Here is a 19,767-nt window from a genome sequence, read left to right on the forward strand (position 1 = left end):
ATAAGTGAATTGAAGTCATATGTCGCGCGCCAGCATAAACCGCAGCGGTGAGATGGAGGTCTTTGTTCAGGTTGTTGAACTGGGCGGGTTTTCCCACGCAGCCAGGCACCTGGGGATGACCCAGTCTGCAGTCAGCAAGCTTATTTCCCGGCTCGAGACACGGCTTGGCGCACGGCTTTTCAACCGGTCCACCCGGCGTCTGGATCTGACGGCCGAAGGATGTGTCTTTTACGAGCGTGCGCGAGAAATTCTCTCAAGCATCGATGAAGCGGAACGGCAGGCAGGGTTGGGCGAGCAGCCGGTCGGCCGCATTCGGCTGAACACCAGCGCCTCCTATGCGACCCACATTCTTGAGCCTGTCCTGCCTGTGTTCCTCGAGCAGTACCCCGACATCTCTCTCGAAATCGTTCTGACCGACGCCTTGATCGACCTTCTCGCGGAGCGGACGGATGTTGTGGTGCGGGCAGGGCCGCTCAAGGACTCCAGCCTGGTAGCACGCAAGCTCGGCGAAACGCCGATGCTGATCGTCGCCTCGCCTGACTATCTTCAGCGTGTCGGGGAACCTGCCTGCGTCGCGGATCTGGAGGGGCACAGAAAAATCGGGTTCAACTATCCGCGGGAAGTCGATACCTGGCGCTTTCTGCGAGACGACGAACCGATAGCAGTCTGCCCGCCCGGGCGCGTTCAGGCGAGCGACGGCGAGGCCATCCGCCGGCTGGCGATCAACGGCCTTGGGCTGGCGCGTTTGGCCGCCTTTACAGTCCGTGCTGACATCGTCGCGGGACGTCTGAAGCCGGTTCTTGAAAAGTGTTATGCAGACGACAGCGAAGCCTTCCACGCGGTCTACACCGGCCAGGGCGGTCCTTTGCCTGCACGTGTCCGCGTGCTGCTGAATTTTCTCGCTGAACATGGCGCCGTGTCCTGACGCGCGGTTTTCGAACCGCCTTACTTGAAACACCCCAGATGAACGCCTTCGAAATCGCTTGAGCAGGCCACCAGGCTCATGAGGGATTTCTGGGCGTTGGTGAGGCCCGCTGCCGGAACGGGCGCTTCAACGCGAATGGTGGCGGCCCGGTTGCCGGCGCGAAGGGCGAGCCAATAGTAGGAGGTGCCGGTTTCGGTGTCCTCGCCGGACCGTACCAGAGTGTCCGGCTTGTCCTGGCTATAGAGAATGCTGGTTCCTTCCGCCTGCTCGGCCAGCTCTTCAAAGAGCTTCGCCGGGCCGGTCTGTTCGACAATCGTCAGTCCTTCGCCAAGGTAACTGCGCGACCATTGTGTGGCAGCCATGGTTTCCACGGGCCAGGGGCGGCTGTGGCTCGGCAGGTGCGGGTTGGCGACCCGGCCTTTGGCGGCTTCTATTTCTTCCCAAACCACGCGTGGCAGGTCGTTCAGCTTTTCGTCCGGAGCCATCAGCACATGGTTGAGCGGCCCCAGCTTGATGAAAGCGTCCGTTGCCCGTCCTCCCCGATAACCAAGCGACGACCAGCCGCCGTCTTTCGAATTGTGAAACGATAATAGCGGCTCGAAGATTTCGCCGTCGCTGACCAGCCGGTAGAGAGACATGGTATCGATGGTGCCGGACTGCTTGTCACGCGGAACGCCGCAGCCAGCAACGTTGAGCGGCCGGTCGGCAAGGTCGTAGAGCCTGATCCTGTCGCCCTCCGGTGTGCGGCCGTCGTTGGTATCTGCCAGCAGCGACGCATCGAGCAGGCCCAGGGGTTGCTCGTAGTGCAGCGCGGCCAGGCGGCTGCACACGTTCAGGATCTGGTTGTCAAACGGGATGTTCAGAAGGGCCGGGTCGAAGCTGGGCAGTTGCGCCCTGATCGCAAAGAGCGCGGCGGGCGTATCGACTTCATAAAATCCTTCCGGGCCCATGCTGATGATCCGGTCCAGCACATGCTGACTGACCGAGTAGCGTGTCAGGTTCTTGACGATGTCGGCAATGGCAAGCCGGGTAAGCTCGAGCAACTGGCCCAATTGACCGCTGCGGACGGCGGCAACCGCAGTCTCTTCGGTAAAATAGGGCGAGTGGAAACCGACCCTCGCACCCGGTTCGATGGTGCGGTCGATGAAGGTGCCGATGCCGCCGGTCGGCCAGAAGGACGAGCCGCCCAGAAACGCCATGGCACAGGCCGAAACGCAGCTGTCTCCGGCTTCGACCACTGTTGCGATGGTGTTGTTTCTGAAGAAGTCCGCCAGCTTTACCCCGGCTGAATAGGAACCGCCGGGGCTCGACAGCGAGACGACGGCACGCGGCCCGCCAAAATCGTTGTTGCAGGCCGCACCTGAGCAGCGCGCCAGTTGCGCGAAAGCCTCCTCCATGCGCTCGCCATCCTCCGCCCGTATTTCCCCTTCCAGCCGCAGATGCACCACCGGTGCGGCATCACTGTAGCGGAAGGAGACAAGCGTCAACTCAGCGGATGAGGCGCTCTGGGCGCACAGCAGCAGTGTGGCAAGAAAGAAAAAGGGCCGGGCAGGAAAACGGAAGGGCATGGCAAATCAGGCTTTCGAAAAGGGCGCAGCAGCTCCACTGGTCCTCTGGACGAAATTCCTCAGGCGAGACAACAGGCGGGCTGCTCTTTCGTTTGAAACATAATTCCGGAAAAAACATAGCACGGGAACGGCCGTTCACACACGGCTTGAGACGCGGCGCTCCGGCGCAAAAATTACATTAGAAATTGCGGAAAAAGGCAGACAAGCGACGTGCGGCGCTGCCATTTCGAACTGAGTACTTACGCAACGTGAAATGATGAACCTCGACGTATCCTCTCTTCGCCAGAGGCCCTTCCGGTGTGGTCGTCAACGAACTTTTACGTGTTGATTTGCGAAAGACTTCGGGACTATTTTCTTCAACGAGAAGTTTTTTCGATGGTTGTATTTGATACTTTTTGTTGGGGGGTAAAATGGCCGGTAACCTGAATTCAGTTGACGACCCAAACAGCGTGTCTTTGTTTGATTTGTCGTGCAAAGGCCTCGGAGCTGCTATCTCCGAAGTTCCCTTTGCGGAGTATGCCGTTGATGTCATTTGCGGTCGCGTACTAGCGCGTGAAGACTATTTAAAAATCTATCCGCTCCTGATGGAAAACGTGGATTTAAAAACTCCAAGCACCAGAACGGTTCTGTATCTTTGCGAACAGATTATCCGCACGGCGGAATTCGGTGCGTGCAGGCAGAATTTTCGGCGCCATTACATCGATGGAAAGAACAGCGGCCCTCTGACGAACCCGCAAACAGGGTTGATCAAGAAATTGCCACAGGATCCGAAAAACATAACCTTCGGCTACTGGGCATCCCAGTTCTAGGGTTCATGAGCTGATAAATTGAAGCCTGGCCCGCTGCGCGAGGGAGTTTCAGCTTTCCCCGCGTGAACGCCTCGCCCAGATTTTCAGGTCAACGATCACTTTCACCGTCGCGGCCACTGCCAAAGCACAAAGCGCAGCCTTGGACAGTGTCTCCATCGTGCCTTCGATCAACAGCGCATGGGCGGCGCTGCCGATAACGATCATCATGGCAAGAAGGGTGTGGAGGCGGCGCCAAAGACGCGGGGGGATTGGCAGGCGCCGTCGGACTGCGGCGAGCAATGCTGCGGCAAAGACGGCCCACATGGCAAGCACACCCCAGACGGAAAAGGGTGTCGGTGATCTGAAGAGAAGGGCGTCGATGACATCCGGCGGACTGGTGATCCAGAGCCCGCCGACATGAAGGATGATCGCCAGCACCAGCAACGAGCCGGTCCAGCGGTGCAGGCGCCTGCCTTGCAGGCCTTCAGCGCCAGGGAGATAACCTCCAGCCAGCAAGGGCTGCAACAAGAGCAGTGCCATCGCTGTGATACCGGCAAAGCCTGCAGCGATATAGACCGGCTGGCGCCATTGCAGCAGCGGGCTTGCCGCCGCCGCGAGCAGGGGCAAAGCAAGGGTCGTTGCCAGGATGGCCCATTTCAGAAGAGCACGAAGGCGGTTCATGCCGTCGGGCAAGTCCGGGTCAAGCAGGCTGCAGCACGAAATGTGCTTCCAGGCTGGTGTCGGCCGAGCTTCTCATCACCGGCCGCAGAAAGACGGTTTCGAACTCTCCGCTGTCATAGGCCAGATGCCCGTGGGGCTGGCCGAAGGCCGGAACGATCTGCGGCATTTCCAGGCGGAAGACGCCATTGGCATCGGTGAGCGTCGCGCCATGGCTGCGCTGGTCGCGTTCGTTCCCTTCGGTCGTATGTGCCCAGATCTGAATGCGCTGGCCTGCCAGAGGGGCACCGTCACCTGCGCGCCGCACGGTTCCGCTCATCCAGAAACCGCCACCGCCAATCCTGTCGACAATGGGCGCACCGGGCCGATAGTTGTTGGACCCGCCCCGCATCGACGCTGTCGGCGCCACGCCTTTGGCCTGTGCGGGAACACTCAACCCGGATGCACCCGACACCAGCAGGGCGGTTCCGGTGACAAGCAGGTTTCGGCGGGTAATGAGACCGGATGTCATGAGTAATCTCCTGTCGGGCGTTTGGGCCCGGCTCCTCGTGGGCACCGGGCGCGTCCGATGTTCAAGTATAGGGTGTTTCCGGGCATTTCCGAGGCATCGGGACGTTTCATTCAGCGGATCGTGCTCACACCTGCGTGAGCAAACAGCATCACTTTCGGGTGGTTGGACTGTTGCAATTTTTCAATCGCTTGAAATTTTCTCGGGATTTCGCGTCTGCATGGGATTTTTCCGGATTTTCTTCGCCGGCAATGTGACGTAACGTTCGGCGCAGATGCAAGAAGCCGAGAGTTGCCTTGATGTTGGCTCTTGGATGCAGGCCTGAGGGCCTTCGCAAGGCGCGGTAAAGCTGCCGCATTGTAAACTGATCCAGGACGCGGCCTTGGCGTTACGGTCAGCAGTCTTACCCGACCCTTGAACGACCAAAGAGTGAGACATTGAAGACCGGCTTCATTTTCCTCATCGCTGCAATTGTGACTTTTTGTTCATTGGTTCCTTCACTGGCAGGCAACGCTGCAGGTTTTGCCCCGCTCAAGCTGGAAGGACATCTCGTGAAATGGGGAAAGGCAGAGCTCGGCACGCCGGCTCACGTCACCTATGCCTTCGTGCAGCAGCCCATCGTGCAGGAGAAAGCGCGAAATTGCGGAGCGATGGACAGCCTTGCGCGCCTTGCGCGCTTGAGTTCCCTGGGCCTTGAGGACGTGCGGCGCCAGGCGTCGCTTGCCTTCCAGCTTTGGCAAAATGTCAGCGGGCTCACCTTCGAAGAGATTGCGGACGTGAACGCGGCAGATATTCTGCTGGGTGTGCAGTCCATTCCAAGGGGATTTGCGTTCACCAACGTCAGGTTTCAGTCCGACTTTGCAGATCGTCCGAAGTCGAATGTGACCGACGTTTCGGACCGGGGTCTCGGAAAACCCGGTCGGCAACCGGAAGCACGGTCAGGTGCCACGGCGGCGGCCAAGCTTGCCCGCATCACCCGGTCTGCCGTTTGTCTCAATCCGGTCCACAAATGGAAGATCGGCTTCGACGGCGATTTGAAGACCTACGATTTGCAGTACACCTTTGCCCATGAAATCGGTCATGCGATCGGCCTCGATCACTACCTTCGCAAGAGCTCGATCATGCACTTCAAGTACCGGGAAACCTTCGAGGGTCTGCAGCCGAGCGATATCGAGGGAGTGCGGTGGCTATACGGTGCCCGTATAGATTGAATCAATCATCAAATTGACACGTTTTGCGGGTATGTCCCGTCACGTGTCAATGGGTAACCTGCTGATATTTAATAGCTAATTTTATTCGGCCTTTGCCCGAAAAGGCCAATTTTGCTTCCTATCTGTTTGTCTACGCATCGGTGAGGGCGAACGGGTTGTCTGCTCTGCCGGCGCGGCAACAAGGGAGTGAATCATGAAACGCAACTTCGTTCCGGCCACAATCGCCGCCCTGGCGCTGTCGCTCAGTCCCGCGCTGGCGCAGGAGACCTCTCAACCCCGCGAAGCAGACCCGATGATCCAGGAAACTATGCCCGAGGGCGATGCGCCTGAGATCGCGTTCGAAGGCGTGACGCCGTTCCTTGCCCAGCAGGAATCCGGCCATTGGCTTTCCAGCAACCTGATCGGGCAGGAAGTCACCAATCCGGCTGGTGACACGATTGGCGAGGTGGCCGCGCTTGAGATCGATGGCGAAGGCAAGGTCGTTGGTGTCGTGATCGAGGCAGGAGGCTTTCTGGGTCTCGGCACCAAGCTGATCGGCGTTCCCTATGATGCGGTCGAGCACAGCAAGGTGGAGCCGGGTGACCAGACGCTGGTGATCAAGGCCTCTCTGGACGAGGTTGATGCAGCTCCTGCGTTTCTGACGTCTCTGCAGATACGCCAGGCGGAAGAAGCTGCAAAGGCACGGCAGGAGGCTGAGCAGCTGAATGCCCCCGCAGTGGGCGAACCTCAGACGGCGCAGTAACCATGGCTGCCTGCGTTCTCATCTGGAACGCGCAAGGACGGATCGGACCGGGTCACACAATGTGGTCCGGTCTTTTTTGAAAGTGTCAGCTTCCGGCTCCGTCCCTGAGGCGCCACACCTGGTCAATTCGTTGGATTTCGCGCAGCTGCCCCGGCCGGAAGATTGCCCGCCCATGGCTTCGCACGTAGGATGCCTCCATGGGGCGCATTCTGGAAACCGAGCTCTATCCGCCGGTCAAATCTTTTCTTGTTGAGCAGGGATATGAGGTGAAGGCCGAAGTCGGTTCGGCCGATATCGTCGCGTGCCGCGAGGGTGCGGATCCTGTGATTGTCGAACTCAAGACCGGGTTCACCTTGAGCCTGTTTCATCAGGCGGTCGTGCGCCAGTCGGTGACCGACGCAGTCTATGTCGCGGTCGTCCGGGGCAAGGGGCGGCAGTTCCTCCAGTCCCTGAAGAAGAACCTGCAGCTTGCCCGAAGGCTGGGCCTTGGCGTGATCACCGTCAGGTTGCCGGATGGCGTTGTCGAGGTGCACCTGGACCCGGCGCCTTTCACCCCGCGCAAGTCCAAGCCGCGCAAGGATCGGCTCCTGCGGGAGTTTGCCCGCCGGGTCGGTGACCCGAACACCGGCGGTTCGACGCGCACCACGCTCGTGACGGCCTACCGGCAGGATGCGATCCGCTGCGCGGAACATCTTTCCACCAACGGCCCCAGCCGCGGCGCGGATGTGGCCAGGGCAACAGGCGTTGCCACCGCAACCCGCATGATGGCCGACGATCACTACGGCTGGTTCGAGCGGGTGGAAAGAGGCATCTACGCCCTGACGCCCAAGGGACTGGCGTCTCTGGGCACGCCGGATGAAGCTGCCGAGTAGCTGTTCTAGAGTCCGTCGATCGGCATGTTGAGCGAATAATATTCAAGGATGTTGCCATCCGGATCGGTGACCTTGAACAGACTGATCGGCCCTTCGCTGATCAGGCCGGGGGCCTTCAGCGCATCGGGGGCGATTGTCTCGACAAGCTGCAGGGCCGCCTGAATGTCGTCGACCTTCAGATAGGGCACTGTGTTGCCGCCGAGCTTCGCATCCGGCGCGAAGGCCTGTTTTGAAATGACGGCAAACAGCCCACCGGCCACATCGAAGCCGATGAAGACGTCCGTCTCCACCGTGGGGGTGGCACTGAAGAGGTCCTGGTAGAACTCACGTGAACGGCGCAGGTCGCTGGACAGCACATAGACGCCAAGTCTTTGAACGGCTGCTGCTTGTGAATTTGTCATGTCTGTCTCCTGCGCATGAAGCGCGGTTCCGCTGGTCAGAAAAAGGATCGCGAGGATCCACAAAAGGTGTCTTGTCAGGTTTCGGGTCATGGTCTTCCGGACGCTTTTCAACTCTGGTGTCCGGGTCCTATAAAGGCCCCCTGCTGACACCGTGTTGGCAGCATCGTGCCGGGGAGACGGGCCATGCGGCGCGCGGACAGACTGTTTGAAATTATCCAGATCCTGCGACGGGTGCGCCGGCCGGTGTCGGCGCAGACGATCGCGGATGAACTGGAGGTTTCCAAACGCTCGGTCTATCGCGACATCGCCACCTTGACGGCGCAGCGCGTGCCGATCCGAGGCGAGGCCGGTGTCGGCTATGTTCTGGAAGAGGGCTTCGACATGCCGCCCCTGATGCTGACAGCCGAGGAAATCGACGCCGCCGTTCTGGGCGCCTTGTGGGTTTCCACCCGCGCCGAGCCGGAACTTGCCAGGGCAGCGGAAAACCTGATCGCCAAGATCGAGGCCATCACGCCCAGGCCCTTGCGCCGCCACATCGCGGCAGCCGCGATGAGCGTGCGGCCCGTCGGCCCGGCATCAGAAGACAAGGTCGATGCGGCCATGCTGCGGCAGGCCATTCTGGAAGGCAGGAAGGTGTCGCTGGGGTACCGCGACGGTGATGGCAAGGAGAGTAAGCGCGTGGTCTGGCCCGTGTTGCTGGGCTACCGGGACGAAGGCCGCATCCTTGCAGCCTGGTGCGAGCTGCGCCAGGGCTTCCGCTATTTCCGCACCGACCGCATGACCTTTGCCGAGGCGCTGGATGAACGCTATCCGGAAAGCCGCGGCTCTCTAAAGGACCGCTGGCGGAAGGCCATGGATGCCGAGCGGGAAAGCTATTTCCCCCGCGCCTGAGCGCAAGCAACTCACCCCTTGCGCCCCAGATAGACGGCCTGGGTCACCTCGCGCCCGTCCTGCAAGGGGTTTGCAAACACCACCGGCTCGGCCCAGGCCACGTCAAACGCCTGGCCAAGCAGGGCCGTGATGGCCTCGTCCGGGGCTTCATCCGACCACAGCCCGACGATCCCGCCCGGCTTCACGAAACGTTGCACGGCGCGCAGGCCCTCGGGCGTGTAAAAGCCTTTGGATCCGCCATGCAGCAGCCGCTCCGGCGTGTGGTCTATATCGATCAGCAGGGCGTCATACTGGCGGCCGGGCTGGTCTATATCAAAGCCGTCTTCCGAGGCTGCCATGGCGAAGAAATCGCCCTGCACCAGCCGGCAGCGCGGGCTGTCGGCAAGCTCGGTTTTCATCGGCACGAGACCTTCCTCATGCCAGCGGATGACAGGCTCCAGCAGGTCGACCACGGTAAGGTCGGCAACGCTCTCATGCGCCAGAACGGCCTGCGCGGTGTAACCAAGCCCAAGTCCGCCCACCAGCACGTCCAGCTTGTCGCCGTCGAGGGCCGCAAGCCCCTTGTCCGCCAGCGCGATTTCCGACGCGGTAAAGAGGCTCGACATCAGGTGTTCCTCGCCAAGGAGGATTTCGAAGACGTCGGTTTTCAGCGCCAGGATATGCCGGCGGCGCAGGGAAATCGCGCCGATCGGTGTCGGCGCGTAGTCCAGTTCTTCAAACAGCTTGCTCATCTCAGCAATAGCGCTCCGGCCCGATGCTTTGCACGTCCGAGTAGCGGTCGCCGTGGGCCCAGCCGACGGGCAGCACGGCCTCGATACGCTCCAGATCCGCTGCCGTCAGGTTCAGCGCCGCGCCCGAGATGCATTCCCGCAGGTGCTCCACGGAGCGCGTTCCCGGGATCGGGATCACATGCGGTCCGCGGGTCAGCAGCCAGGCGTTCGCCAGCCCCGCCGCCGTCGTGCCCATCTCCGCGGCAAGCTTGCGGAAGCCCTGCATGATGCGCAGGTTCTCCGTCAGGTTCGGCTCCATGAATCGCGGGTTGGTGCTGAGGAACGGCAGCTCGGCGATCCGCTCGCGCGGGATCGGATGGTCCGTCAGCAGCGAGCGGCCCACGGGCGAAAAGGCCACCATGGCAACACCAAGCTCGGCGCAGGCCTGCACCAGCCCGAGGTCGGGCGCGCGCGTGGAAAGCGAATATTCCGATTGAACGGCCGCGACAGGAAACACCTTCATGGCGCGCCGCAGGGTAGACGGCGCGATTTCCGACAGGCCGATGGCGCGGGCCTTGCCCTTTTCCACCAGCCGGCCGAGATTGGCCGCCGTTTCTTCCGGGGTAAAGCGCGGGTCGCGGCGATGGGCATAGAACAGGTCCACGCACTCCACTCCAAGCCGCTGCAGAGACTTGTCCAGCTCGGCTTCAAGGTGCTCCGCCGAATTGTCGAAGCTGCGGTTGCCGTCCGCATCTTTGGTGATCGTGGCCTTCGTCGCGATCACGAATTCGTCCCGCGCACCCGGGTTGGCTTTCAGATAGGTGCCGATGGCGCTTTCCGATTTGCCCATGCCATAGACATTGGCCGTGTCCAGATGCGTGACACCCAGATCGCGGCAGGCATTCAGAATGGCATGGCTTTCCGTTTCGTTCGTCGGCCCGTACATGTCGGAGAAGGACATCGCCCCATAGCCGATAGCACCCACTTCCGGCCCGTTGGCACCCAATCTGCGTTGTTCCATGTGTCCCCTCTACGCGCTCACAAAAGCTGACGAGTTCTTTTCTTAAGCCATTGTCCCGGGCGCTGAAAGGGCGGAAGTGGCAGCTCGGTGGGTGTTGGTTTCCTGGTCAAGCGTGGCGAGGCCTTTTGGGGAGGGTCTTCTGCTTTTGGTTCGGAGCTGACTTCCGGACCAACCTGAAAAGCACCTGTTTCGCGCAGCTTTCACCGAAGCGGCCAATTATGCAGGATGCAGAATCATAGACGGTTGAGTGACTGCAACGCGCGACAGATAAACATCTCCAGTGGACATAATGCGTTTGAGTTCGAAGACGAAGGATAGTGATTGATGCGTGCACTCGGACTGATGTTGGCGGGCGTGCTGCTTGGTGGGGTAATGACGTATCTTGTCATGGAAGGGGCAGATCAATTGGACAAAGGCATTTCGCACACCTACCGGTGCGACCAACTGGCTCGAGAGGCTGATGCCCTGAGAAGTTCTGAGAAGCTTTTACAGCAATTCCTGCGTGATAAGTCTTTGTCGGATTTGGAAGCCATGATTTCAGCTTCCGGACTGCACAGGAGCAAGTTCGAAAAAGGTGACTACACTGTCGTCGTCGTCGGCAGCAGCCCTCAGACAAAGGCATTGGAATTCGAAGTGTCCCAGACAGGCGAAATAGCACTCCGCCCAATCCCCGGAAGTAAGCCATGTGCTCCAAAATGAACCTGTTTGCCTGCTGACCGCTCCGGGCTCCAGGTGGCGGTGCGGCGCTCCAATCCTGACTTTAGCTGGTGCTTGGTGGACACAAACGGCCCTTTGCTGCCGTTCATTCAACCTATGCTCGGATGCTGCATCGCAATATTCGCGAGGCTGCCATTACCTTCTCGAACCACAATTGCAGAGGCGGTCGCTGCAAGAAGGGACTGATGTCGTTCTGTTGAGCAGCCTGATCCGAGCCATCGAAACGGGGTGCAGCGCAGCAGGGCGCGCAACCCTAGAGAGTTGCCGGGTTGAAGGTTTTACGGCAGAGTCTAGTTAAATGACCAAGAACAGCGTGCTGAATGTCGAACCCTTACGAAATTGCCCCCAATTGCATTCTAACTAGACTCACCGAATCGAATGAAAGCTTGGAGAGCTATTGCGCAGGCTTCGAACTATCCGAGTGGCGTTGCTCTGGGCTCGCTGACAATCTGATAGAATGGATTATTGACTACGCTCTAAAGTCTGACGAACTGCGCGACACGAACCATACGAACACCTTTGTTCGCCTCAAGCAGGCAGCTTCCAGAGTTTACACCAGTGAAAAATATGAACGGCGTGGCGAGGTGGGCGAGATTGCTGCTCACGCCGTTTGCCGGACCTATTTCAATACAATACCCGTCGCGGCTAGAGTTAACTATCTAAGTGCTTCAAACGATCCAGTAAAGGCATTTGACCTGGTTCATGTGCTGTACGTCGGAGTTGACGATATAGAACTTTGGTTGGGCGAAGCGAAGTTTTTCAAAGACCGGAATGACGCGATTAAGGATGCAATCGCATCCATCAAAGGGCACATCACGGCGGGTTTCCTCAAGAACGAGAAGTTATTGCTTGGACCACAGGTATCCAACGACATTCCACACAGTGCAAAGATCAAGAAACTTCTGTCTGCGGAAGCTTCTTTAGACGATCTAATTGCAAGTGCAGTTTTCCCCGTTTTGATCGCCGCGAATAGCGATGCGACAGCGAGCCACGTGTCAGCAAGCGAAGACTACAGCGCGGAGGTGGACGCCGAGATGAAAACTTTGTGGGCAAAATTGAGTGCATCAGGGCTGACTGAAAAAATAAAACTCAAACTCATTTACGTCCCCTTGGGTGACAAGGATGCGCTCAACAAAGCCTTCGATGACCGCCTTAAAGGGTTGCAAATTGGATAAGGTGTAACAAATGCCTGTTCTGGATATTAACTGGAAGGCCCTAAATTCGCTTTCTGGCTCAGATTTGAAGCGCGAAACGTTTCGAGTGCTGCAAGCCGCGTCCTTCGCCATTCAGTCAACCGATGCCGATGACCCAAACTTGCTTGAGGTTGTTCCCAGACTTGCCGACCTCTTAGACACCCACCCAGACGAACTCCTAAGCTATCGGCCCCTAGTAAGCTCTTTGGCCCGTTCAACAGGGCTGTGGAACTATATCGAAACGGAGTGGGCAGACGAGACAGACGCACTTGTCGCTGAAGCTGTAACTGCTCCCGAATTAGGAGGGGTAACGTTTCATCGCGAACAAATCAAAGCTCTGGATGCTCTCCTTGCGGGCCGAAATCTCATCTTGAGCGCCCCAACCAGTTTTGGAAAGAGCCTGCTGATCGACGCTCTGCTCTCGACTGAACGTTATCGTCGTGTGGCTGTTGTGCTGCCGACGATTGCGCTACTCGACGAATTCAGAAGGCGCTTTCGGGATCGTTTTTCAGAAAAGTTCAAACTGGTGATGCACCAGAGCGAAACATCGACGGATGATCCGACCATTTTCCTTGGGACCCAAGAACGACTGATATATCGAGAAGACTTGGGAGCTTTGGACCTCACCGTTGTTGACGAGTTTTACAAACTTGATCCGGACAGGCGTGACGAGCGAAGCATCACACTTAACGCTGCGGTCTACCGTTTGCTCAAGCGGTCGAAGCAGTTCTTCTTTCTTGGCCCCAATATCGACAAGATATCTGTTGCACCAGATTCCCGCTGGAATTTTGAATTTCTGCGAACTCGGTTTTCTACGGTCGCAGTAGAGACCTTGGACCTTCGAACGGTATCGGACAAGCGTGAGCGCTTGATCGAAGAAATTGGCGAGGATAATAACTGGCCAGCACTTGTCTTTATCTCGTCACCGGGCAAAGCCAACAAACTTGCAATCGAGCTTTCTGAAAAGATGGCCGTGGCAGAAGACACAAGCGACTTCGCCGTTTGGTTGAGGAACAATATTGGGCGAAACAATTTCCTATCTTTGGCAGTTTACTATGGGTTTGGTGTCCATCATGGCCGCATTCCGCGAGCAATTGCTGCGCAAATGGTTCGCCTCTTTAATCAAGGTAAACTGCCCATACTGCTTTGCACCTCAACGCTCATTGAAGGCGTCAACACGGCGGCAAAGACAGTCATGATCTTTGACAAAAAGATTAATCGGGATTCGTATGACTTCTTCACCTATTCAAATATCAAGGGGCGCGCTGGGCGGCTCGGACAGCATCACGTCGGCCAAGTTATGGTCTTCAATGATATCCCTGAGTACACCGAACTGGAAGTCAGCCCAACACTGTTTTCAGAGGATGACGAGCTACCCGACGAGTACATCGTACATATCGACAAACCGGATAGGTCAAAGCGGTCAGATGACAGGTTTCGTTACTACTGGGATAGGTTAGGTCTTGAGGGCGATGAACTTAAATTGGCGTCTTCGATCGGGTTGGAAACAGCCATAGCCATAAAAGAGCAAGTAATCAGCTCCCTTGAAGAGAGCGACAGATTGATTTGGGCAAACTGGCCAAGTTGGCCCGAGATTCTCGAAGTCTGTGATGTATTCTGTTCTCAACAGAAGGTTGGTTCCTTTGGAGCGTTCAATACCAGACAACTTGCTACACTCATCGACAGACTTCGAAAGGCAACAAGCCTAAAAAGTTTCCTTCTGATTCAGGATCTAAGCTACAAGGGGCAACCCGAAAACCGAGACAACATCTTCAAATTCTTGCGGGCTTGCGAGTATGGTTTGCCGCAAAACTTTGCATTGGTAGAGCTATTTGTACGCCAGTCGTCGCCACAAGCCGACTACAGTCTGTTTCTTGGCAGCATTGGTAGCTGGTTTCAGCCGGAAATTCTCAAGGAATTGGACGAGGAAGGCGTGCCCATTCAGATTTCGCAGGCGTTCTACGTTGACGGTGACACCAAGAATACTTTGAGGAACCGCTTGTACGAAGCCATTCAGGATCCAAACGGAGCGCTATCAGAATTTGAGCGTGAATGGTTACAGCAAGCCTTGTGAAGGTGGTTAGGCTCAAAGCATAGGCAGTTTACGTGCCGGTTCTCGCATTTGCAGCAAACGCCCACTCCCCACCCATCTTACACATCCCCACTCAATGAAAATCCCGGCTCGGGAACAGCCGCTTGGCCTGTTCTCTCGGGTGCATGGCGCGGGTGCGTTGTGCGTCTGATTTCAGATGAACCGGCACGTCGTCGGTCTTGGTGGTCGTCTGGCCCAGAACGTCGTCGTTGGGGTGGCCGAGAAGCGACAGGTCGCGGGAGCGGTCCTCGATGTGGTCGGCGATCAGGTGAACGACCATGCCTTCGCGCTCCAGACGCCCGGTGACCTTCAAGAGCCGTCCGCCGAGAACGGCGGGCCGGAATTTTTCGTACATCTTCGGCCAGACGACCACGTTGGAAACGCCGGTCTCGTCCTCCAGCGTCAGGAAGATCACGCCCGAGGCCGTGCCCGGGCTGGAAGTGGCAAGTCAGTCGGCATTGATTTCCTAGCCAAGAGTGGCCAGCCCTTTCGAGGCAGTCTCGTGCTTTTGACCCGAAGCTGCTGCTCGTTCTTTATGCGGGGAAGGACTGCAACGAGCCCAAAGTTCCGGGTTTCTGCGAGATGGCTAATGACGGCTTTCCGGAATTGTGCGCAGCCTGCAAATACAAGAGCTTATGCGACTTAAGCTTTGAGAACGCGTCCCAGTTGGCTTTTGGCCGACCGTCACAAACGCAAATACTTTCTACTCTGCGCTTTCAATGTCGAGTCTAAGTGGACCAATGTTCTCGGCGAACCATTTCATCGCCTCGGAGCAAGTTCCATTTACCGAGCCTTCCGCGCCGTCAATATTGCTGGGAAAGTACCGCCGCGATGTAAAATACACATCGACCTGACAGTGCAGATTATTACCGAAGCTTGCTGCACCATATAGGAATTTGAGAGAGAATGGCTCTTCCGTGTTTTCGGATGTGGTCCAGCTTGTAAAGCTAGGCACAAAACTTGAGTATTTGACCGAAAAGAGCTGATTTCCTCCCGGCGGTATCTGGGCAGGAGGGATAGTAAAGCCAGCTCGAACGACGTGCGTACCTTCCCCCTGGTTTAGACTAATTCTTAGATCGAAGTCTCTTACCAGCGTTGGAAGTTCACCTAAGTTAGTGACGAAGAAAGAAAAACCACTTTGGGTGAAGCGATCTACCTGAACGAAGAGTCGTGGGCTGGCAGGTTCCTTCACTGTGCTGAAATATAAAGCAGCAAAGGACACGAGCAGGGCTAATAAAGAAACAACAAGTGTCCCAAGATTGGCAAAGGAATTAATCCAGTAAAGAAATCTATTTTGACTTGAGTTGCATTGTCTGCAGACTTTTGCATTCTCTGAAATTTCTTCGCCACAGGCATGGCACTGATTTTTCATACAATATCCTGTGTTGTTTCAGATACCCATGTGGCTTGATTTTCAACGCTCATCAATACGAAAACAGATGGCCACGTTGCAACAGCATCCCGCCTTTTCAAGGTTGGAGTCAAACGCACAATCCAAATTAGCCTTGGTGCACATGTCATGACCAATACGCAAGTTCGGAACCAAACGAAAACACGCACCCTTTTAGGTGCATGAATCTGCTGCGGGTCGTGGGCCTATGGGGTGCCGACCTATGACAGCGGACATCGAATCTGACAATTTCAACGGCGCCTTCGTCCGCTCTGCTACTGCCAGTTCAAAGCGCAGCGATCTTTCACTTTTCGCCCATCTTACACACCACCCCTCAATGAAAATCCCGGCTCGGGAACAGCCGTTTGGCCTGTTCGCGCGGGTGCATGGCGCGGGTGCGTTGGGCGTCTGATTTCAGATGCACCGGCACGTCGTCGGTCTTGGTGGTCGTCTGGCCCAGAACGTCGTCGTTCGGGTGGCCCAGAAGCGACAGGTCGCGGGAGCGGTCTTCGATGTGGTCGGCGATCAGGTGAACGACCATGCCTTCGCGCTCCAGCCGCCCGGTGACCTTGAGGAGCCGTCCGCCGAGAACGGCGGGCCGGAATTTTTCATACATCTTCGGCCAGACAACCACGTTGGAAACGCCGGTCTCGTCCTCCAGCGTCAGGAAGATCACGCCCGAGGCCGTGCCCGGGCGCTGGCGGGTGATCACCAGCCCGCAGACGGAAACGCGGCGCGCCTCGCGCGGGGTCAGGGCCGCCAGCCGGTCATGCGGGGTCAGATGCGGGATATGCGGGCGCAGCAGTTCCATCGGGTGGGCACGCAAGGTCAGCCGGGTGGACAGGTAATCCTCCACCACTTCCTGCCCCAGATGCATGGTGGGCAGGAGGACATCCGGCTCGAAGATCGCCTCGCCGTCGATGGGGTCGTTGAAGAGCGGCAGCGGTTTGGGGCTGCGGATGGTCTTCACCTGCCAGAGGGCGGCCCGGCGGCTGAGCCCCATGCCGGCAAAGGCATCGGCTTCGGCCAGCCGCTCCAGCGTGGCCGGCATGACGCCGGTGCGCAGCCACAGGGTTTCCGTGTCCGGATAGCCGTTGCCGCGGGCCGCGACGATCCAGGCCGCGTCTTCCTCGCGCAGGCCCTTGATCTGGCGGAAGCCCAGGCGCAGCGCCAGCGCGCCGTCGCTGCGCCGCTCCAGGGTGTTGTCCCACAGGCTGGTGTTGACGCACACGGGGCGCACCTCCACCTGGTGCTCGCGGGCATCGCGCACGATCTGCGCCGGAGCATAAAAGCCCATCGGCTGGGCATTCAGCAGCGCGCAGGCGAACTCGGCCGGGAAGTGGCATTTCAGATAGGCCGAGACATAGGCCAGCATGGCAAAGGCGGCCGCATGGCTTTCCGGAAAGCCGTATTCGCCGAACCCCTCGATCTGGCCGAAGCAGTTCTGGGCGAATTCCAGCTCGTAGCCGCGCTCCAGCATGCCGGAGATGAACTTGTCCTTCAGCTGCCCGATGGTGCCCATGCGCCGGAAGGTGGCCATGGAGCGGCGCAGCTTGTCGGCTTCCGACGGCGTGAACCCGGCGGCGACCACGGCGATCTGCATCGCCTGTTCCTGGAACAGCGGCACGCCAAGCGTCTTGCCCAGCACCTCCTCCAGCGCCTTTGAGGGGAAGGTGACCTTCTCCCGGCCCTGGCGGCGGTTGATGTAAGGGTGCACCATGCCGCCCTGGATCGGGCCGGGGCGCACGATCGCCACTTCGATGACAAGGTCGTAGAACTGGCGCGGGCGCATGCGCGGCAGGAAGTTCATCTGCGCCCGGCTTTCCACCTGAAAGACGCCGATGGCATCGGCCACGCACAGCATGTCATAGGTCTTCCTGTCGGCCTGGGGCACGGTGCCGAGGGTCAGTTCCTGGCCATGGTGGGTGTCGATCAGCTCGAAGCACTTGCGGATGCAGGTCAGCATGCCGAGGCTGAGCAGATCCACCTTCAGGATGCCGAGCGCGTCGATATCGTCCTTGTCCCATTCGATCACCGTGCGGTTTTCCATGGCCGCGTTCTCGATCGGGCAGAGCGCGTCGAGCCGGCCCTGCGTGATCACGAAACCGCCGACATGCTGGCTGAGATGACGCGGAAAGCCGATGATTTCGCGGATCAGCTCGATGGTCTGGCGAACGCGCGGATTGTCGAGATCGAGCCCGATCTCCTTCATCCGCGTTTCTTCCGGCCCCTTGCTGGAACTGCCCCAGATCTGCCCGGCCAGCGCGGCGGTGACATCCGCATTCAGGCCCATCACCTTGCCGACCTCGCGGATCGCCGCGCGGGTGCGGAAGTGGATCACCGTGGCGCAGAGCCCGGCGCGGTGGCGGCCGTATTTTTCATAGACATACTGGATCACCTCCTCGCGGCGCTCATGCTCGAAATCGACGTCGATGTCCGGCGGCTCGCCCCGATGCTCGGAGATGAAGCGCTCCGACACCATGGTGATGGTTTCCGGCCCCACATCGGTGATGCCGAGCGCATAGCAGATGATGGAATTGGCCGCCGAGCCGCGCCCCTGGCACAGGATGTTCTTGCTGCGGGCAAAGCGGATGATGTCATGCACGGTCAGGAAATAGGCGGCAAAGGCAAGTTTGCGGATCAGCTTCAGTTCCTTTTCCGCCAGCGCCAGCGCATGGTCCGGCACGCCCGCGGGATACCGTCTTTCCAGCCCCTCGTAGGTCAGCCGTTCCAGCCGCTCCTGGGGCGGTTCGTTGCCCGTGATCTCGTCCGGATATTGGTAGGAAAGTTCGGAAAGATCGAAGCTGCAGCGGGTGGCGATCTCAAGCGTCCGGCGCAGGGCTGCCGGATGATGACGGAACAGCCTGGCCATATCCTCCGGCGCCTTCAGCCGGCGTTCGCCATTGGGCAGGGCGCGTGTGCCGATATCGTCGATGGTGCAGCCTTCGCGCAGGCACGTCAGCACGTCGGCCAGCCGGCGCCGGCCGGCATGGTGCATCATCACGTCGCCGACGGCGACCATCGGTGCGGCAAGCGAATGCGCCGCGCGGGCGCAGGTGCGGAACCAGGCCTGGTCGGTGCCGTCATAGCGGGGTGCCGCGCCCAGAAACACATGTCCCGGCGCTTCCTGGCGCAGGCGGCGAATGTGATCCTTAGCCGTCTCACAAATCGTCTCGCGCGCCATCTCCGGCTGCGGCAGGGCAATCAGGATCATGCCCTTGCAGGCGTTCATCAGGTCGGAGAAATTCAGGTGACACTCGCCCTTTTCCGCGCGTCGCTTGCCGAGGGTAAGCAACTGGCTCAGCCGCTCATAGGCGGCGCGGTCGGTCGGCAGCGCCACCCAGTGCAGCGGGCTGTCCTGCAGGCAAAGCCGCGCGCCGACGATCAGCCGCGGCAGCTTCAGTGTCTGCGGCGCAGGCAGGGGCGGGCTCGTGTTCGTCTCCTTGCGGGAGGAGGTGTCGATCTGCGAATGCGAGCGGATCTGAACGCCTTCCTCGGCCGCCGCACGCTTGATCTCCTTCAGCGCCGAATAGGCCCGGACAACCCCGGCCAGCGAATTGCGGTCGGTAATGGCAACCGCATCGAGATTGAGCATGGCGGCACGGGTCACCAGTTCCTCCGGATGGGAGGCGCCCCGCAGGAACGAAAAATTCGACGTCACGGCCAGCTCCGCATAGCGGACCGGCTCGGGCTGGAAATCGTCAGGCGACGGAAGCACGCTCACCGAAGGGCCTCCCTGTTCTTTCCGATGATGTTCTTGCAGGACAGATGCGCGGGATCCCCGTGTCCCCGCGTGCCGTCCTGGCAAAGCAAAAGCGCAAAGCCCGGTCCCAGCCGCCGGTCCGCTTGCCCTGCAGGCACCGGAAGCCCCTGCCGGCACCGCTCTGCAAATGAGTGCACCCCGGATCTCGCGATGCCCGTCCGGAGTGACACCGGGCAAGGGGCGGGGAGAGCCGGAACAACAACCGTCCCCTCCATCGTCATCCCGGACGCAGCGCAGCGGAGATCCGGGACCGGGGAGCCCAGGATCTGCGAGCCCAGGATCGGGGAGCCCAGGACC

General features: G+C 59.0%; 18 protein-coding genes. 9 read left to right on the plus strand and 9 right to left on the minus strand.

All coding sequences use genetic code 11. The features are described 5' to 3' along the window. The first annotated feature begins 19 nt into the window (after positions 1-19). Entirely contained in the window at positions 20-925 is a 906-nt protein-coding gene (locus tag ACVDG9_RS02170; RefSeq protein WP_075284367.1) for a LysR family transcriptional regulator, read from the plus strand. Positions 926-945: 20 nt separating this feature from the next. Here the strand turns inward: ACVDG9_RS02170 and ACVDG9_RS02175 are convergent, their stop codons facing one another. Beyond that, positions 946-2,493, minus strand: coding sequence for a COG3904 family protein (locus ACVDG9_RS02175; RefSeq protein WP_447237189.1), 1,548 nt, complete (start codon positions 2,491-2,493; stop codon positions 946-948). 410 nt (positions 2,494-2,903) lie between these two features. Between ACVDG9_RS02175 and ACVDG9_RS02180 the strand changes: the two genes are divergently transcribed. Next, positions 2,904-3,302: a hypothetical protein gene (locus ACVDG9_RS02180; RefSeq protein WP_447237190.1), complete on the plus strand. Its 399-nt coding sequence runs from the start codon at positions 2,904-2,906 to the stop codon at positions 3,300-3,302. Between the two features lie 48 nt (positions 3,303-3,350). Here the strand turns inward: ACVDG9_RS02180 and ACVDG9_RS02185 are convergent, their stop codons facing one another. After that, the gene (locus ACVDG9_RS02185; RefSeq protein WP_447237191.1) at positions 3,351-3,962 is read right to left on the minus strand and encodes a ferric reductase-like transmembrane domain-containing protein; all 612 of its coding nucleotides are present in this window, start codon (positions 3,960-3,962) and stop codon (positions 3,351-3,353) included. 19 nt (positions 3,963-3,981) lie between these two features. Continuing rightward, a complete protein-coding gene (locus ACVDG9_RS02190; RefSeq protein WP_055657313.1) occupies positions 3,982-4,470 on the minus strand; it encodes a peptidase associated/transthyretin-like domain-containing protein in 489 nt (162 codons plus the stop codon). A gap of 548 nt (positions 4,471-5,018) precedes the next feature. On the opposite strand from ACVDG9_RS02190, the gene ACVDG9_RS02195 reads away from it, so the two are divergent. From ACVDG9_RS02195 to ACVDG9_RS02205, 3 genes are all read left to right on the plus strand, one after another. After that, on the plus strand, positions 5,019-5,678 hold the full coding sequence (locus ACVDG9_RS02195) for a matrixin family metalloprotease (protein ID WP_145915840.1): 660 nt from the start codon (positions 5,019-5,021) through the stop codon (positions 5,676-5,678). Positions 5,679-5,871: 193 nt separating this feature from the next. Beyond that, positions 5,872-6,420 carry a PRC-barrel domain-containing protein gene (locus tag ACVDG9_RS02200; protein ID WP_447237192.1) on the plus strand — a complete coding sequence of 183 codons (549 nt, stop codon included), beginning with the start codon at positions 5,872-5,874 and terminating at the stop codon, positions 6,418-6,420. A gap of 197 nt (positions 6,421-6,617) precedes the next feature. Beyond that, positions 6,618-7,292, plus strand: a complete 675-nt coding sequence (locus tag ACVDG9_RS02205; RefSeq protein ID WP_447237193.1) for a DUF2161 domain-containing phosphodiesterase — start codon at positions 6,618-6,620, stop codon at positions 7,290-7,292. A gap of 5 nt (positions 7,293-7,297) precedes the next feature. Here the strand turns inward: ACVDG9_RS02205 and ACVDG9_RS02210 are convergent, their stop codons facing one another. Next, entirely contained in the window at positions 7,298-7,693 is a 396-nt protein-coding gene (locus tag ACVDG9_RS02210) for a VOC family protein (protein WP_447237194.1), read from the minus strand. A gap of 183 nt (positions 7,694-7,876) precedes the next feature. Here ACVDG9_RS02210 and ACVDG9_RS02215 point away from each other — a divergent pair, with 183 nt between their 5' ends. Continuing rightward, entirely contained in the window at positions 7,877-8,584 is a 708-nt protein-coding gene (locus ACVDG9_RS02215) for a helix-turn-helix transcriptional regulator (RefSeq protein WP_447237195.1), read from the plus strand. An 11-nt stretch (positions 8,585-8,595) separates the two neighbouring features. On the opposite strand, the gene ACVDG9_RS02220 is transcribed toward ACVDG9_RS02215, so the two are convergent. Then, positions 8,596-9,315 (minus strand): spermine/spermidine synthase domain-containing protein, encoded by a 720-nt coding sequence (locus ACVDG9_RS02220; RefSeq protein ID WP_447237196.1) that lies wholly within the window; start codon positions 9,313-9,315, stop codon positions 8,596-8,598. Between the two features lies 1 nt (position 9,316). Continuing rightward, positions 9,317-10,315: an aldo/keto reductase gene (locus ACVDG9_RS02225; protein WP_447237197.1), complete on the minus strand. Its 999-nt coding sequence runs from the start codon at positions 10,313-10,315 to the stop codon at positions 9,317-9,319. 324 nt (positions 10,316-10,639) lie between these two features. Between ACVDG9_RS02225 and ACVDG9_RS02230 the strand changes: the two genes are divergently transcribed. From ACVDG9_RS02230 to ACVDG9_RS02240, 3 genes are all read left to right on the plus strand, one after another. After that, on the plus strand, positions 10,640-11,014 hold the full coding sequence (locus tag ACVDG9_RS02230) for a hypothetical protein (RefSeq protein WP_447237198.1): 375 nt from the start codon (positions 10,640-10,642) through the stop codon (positions 11,012-11,014). A gap of 338 nt (positions 11,015-11,352) precedes the next feature. Next, a complete protein-coding gene (locus ACVDG9_RS02235) occupies positions 11,353-12,207 on the plus strand; it encodes a HamA C-terminal domain-containing protein (RefSeq protein WP_447237199.1) in 855 nt (284 codons plus the stop codon). 10 nt (positions 12,208-12,217) lie between these two features. Next, the gene (locus ACVDG9_RS02240) at positions 12,218-14,299 is read left to right on the plus strand and encodes a DEAD/DEAH box helicase (protein WP_447237200.1); all 2,082 of its coding nucleotides are present in this window, start codon (positions 12,218-12,220) and stop codon (positions 14,297-14,299) included. Between the two features lie 91 nt (positions 14,300-14,390). Here ACVDG9_RS02240 and ACVDG9_RS02245 read toward each other — a convergent pair whose 3' ends face one another. The 3 genes from ACVDG9_RS02245 to ACVDG9_RS02255 all read right to left on the minus strand — a co-directional run bounded on the left by ACVDG9_RS02245 (position 14,391) and on the right by ACVDG9_RS02255 (position 19,431). After that, entirely contained in the window at positions 14,391-14,732 is a 342-nt protein-coding gene (locus ACVDG9_RS02245) for an OB-fold nucleic acid binding domain-containing protein (protein ID WP_447237201.1), read from the minus strand. Between the two features lie 288 nt (positions 14,733-15,020). Continuing rightward, on the minus strand, positions 15,021-15,689 hold the full coding sequence (locus ACVDG9_RS02250) for a hypothetical protein (RefSeq protein ID WP_447237202.1): 669 nt from the start codon (positions 15,687-15,689) through the stop codon (positions 15,021-15,023). A 352-nt stretch (positions 15,690-16,041) separates the two neighbouring features. Then, the gene (locus tag ACVDG9_RS02255; protein WP_447237203.1) at positions 16,042-19,431 is read right to left on the minus strand and encodes an error-prone DNA polymerase; all 3,390 of its coding nucleotides are present in this window, start codon (positions 19,429-19,431) and stop codon (positions 16,042-16,044) included. Positions 19,432-19,767: the final 336 nt, after the last annotated feature.

This window comes from Roseibium sp. RP-7 (assembly GCF_053005225.1).

Bases quoted from the DNA above. Each gene is read 5' to 3' on its own strand.
- ACVDG9_RS02250 (WP_447237202.1), bottom strand. From the start codon at position 15,689: ATGAAAAATCAGTGCCATGCCTGTGGCGAAGAAATTTCAGAGAATGCA.
- ACVDG9_RS02190 (WP_055657313.1), bottom strand. From the start codon at position 4,470: ATGACATCCGGTCTCATTACCCGCCGAAACCTGCTTGTCACCGGAACC.
- ACVDG9_RS02180 (WP_447237190.1), top strand. From the start codon at position 2,904: ATGGCCGGTAACCTGAATTCAGTTGACGACCCAAACAGCGTGTCTTTG.
- ACVDG9_RS02205 (WP_447237193.1), top strand. From the start codon at position 6,618: ATGGGGCGCATTCTGGAAACCGAGCTCTATCCGCCGGTCAAATCTTTT.
- ACVDG9_RS02185 (WP_447237191.1), bottom strand. From the start codon at position 3,962: ATGAACCGCCTTCGTGCTCTTCTGAAATGGGCCATCCTGGCAACGACC.
- ACVDG9_RS02220 (WP_447237196.1), bottom strand. From the start codon at position 9,315: ATGAGCAAGCTGTTTGAAGAACTGGACTACGCGCCGACACCGATCGGC.
- ACVDG9_RS02210 (WP_447237194.1), bottom strand. From the start codon at position 7,693: ATGACAAATTCACAAGCAGCAGCCGTTCAAAGACTTGGCGTCTATGTG.
- ACVDG9_RS02235 (WP_447237199.1), top strand. From the start codon at position 11,353: ATGTCGAACCCTTACGAAATTGCCCCCAATTGCATTCTAACTAGACTC.
- ACVDG9_RS02225 (WP_447237197.1), bottom strand. From the start codon at position 10,315: ATGGAACAACGCAGATTGGGTGCCAACGGGCCGGAAGTGGGTGCTATC.
- ACVDG9_RS02175 (WP_447237189.1), bottom strand. From the start codon at position 2,493: ATGCCCTTCCGTTTTCCTGCCCGGCCCTTTTTCTTTCTTGCCACACTG.
- ACVDG9_RS02240 (WP_447237200.1), top strand. From the start codon at position 12,218: ATGCCTGTTCTGGATATTAACTGGAAGGCCCTAAATTCGCTTTCTGGC.
- ACVDG9_RS02230 (WP_447237198.1), top strand. From the start codon at position 10,640: ATGCGTGCACTCGGACTGATGTTGGCGGGCGTGCTGCTTGGTGGGGTA.
- ACVDG9_RS02170 (WP_075284367.1), top strand. From the start codon at position 20: ATGTCGCGCGCCAGCATAAACCGCAGCGGTGAGATGGAGGTCTTTGTT.
- ACVDG9_RS02215 (WP_447237195.1), top strand. From the start codon at position 7,877: ATGCGGCGCGCGGACAGACTGTTTGAAATTATCCAGATCCTGCGACGG.
- ACVDG9_RS02200 (WP_447237192.1), top strand. From the start codon at position 5,872: ATGAAACGCAACTTCGTTCCGGCCACAATCGCCGCCCTGGCGCTGTCG.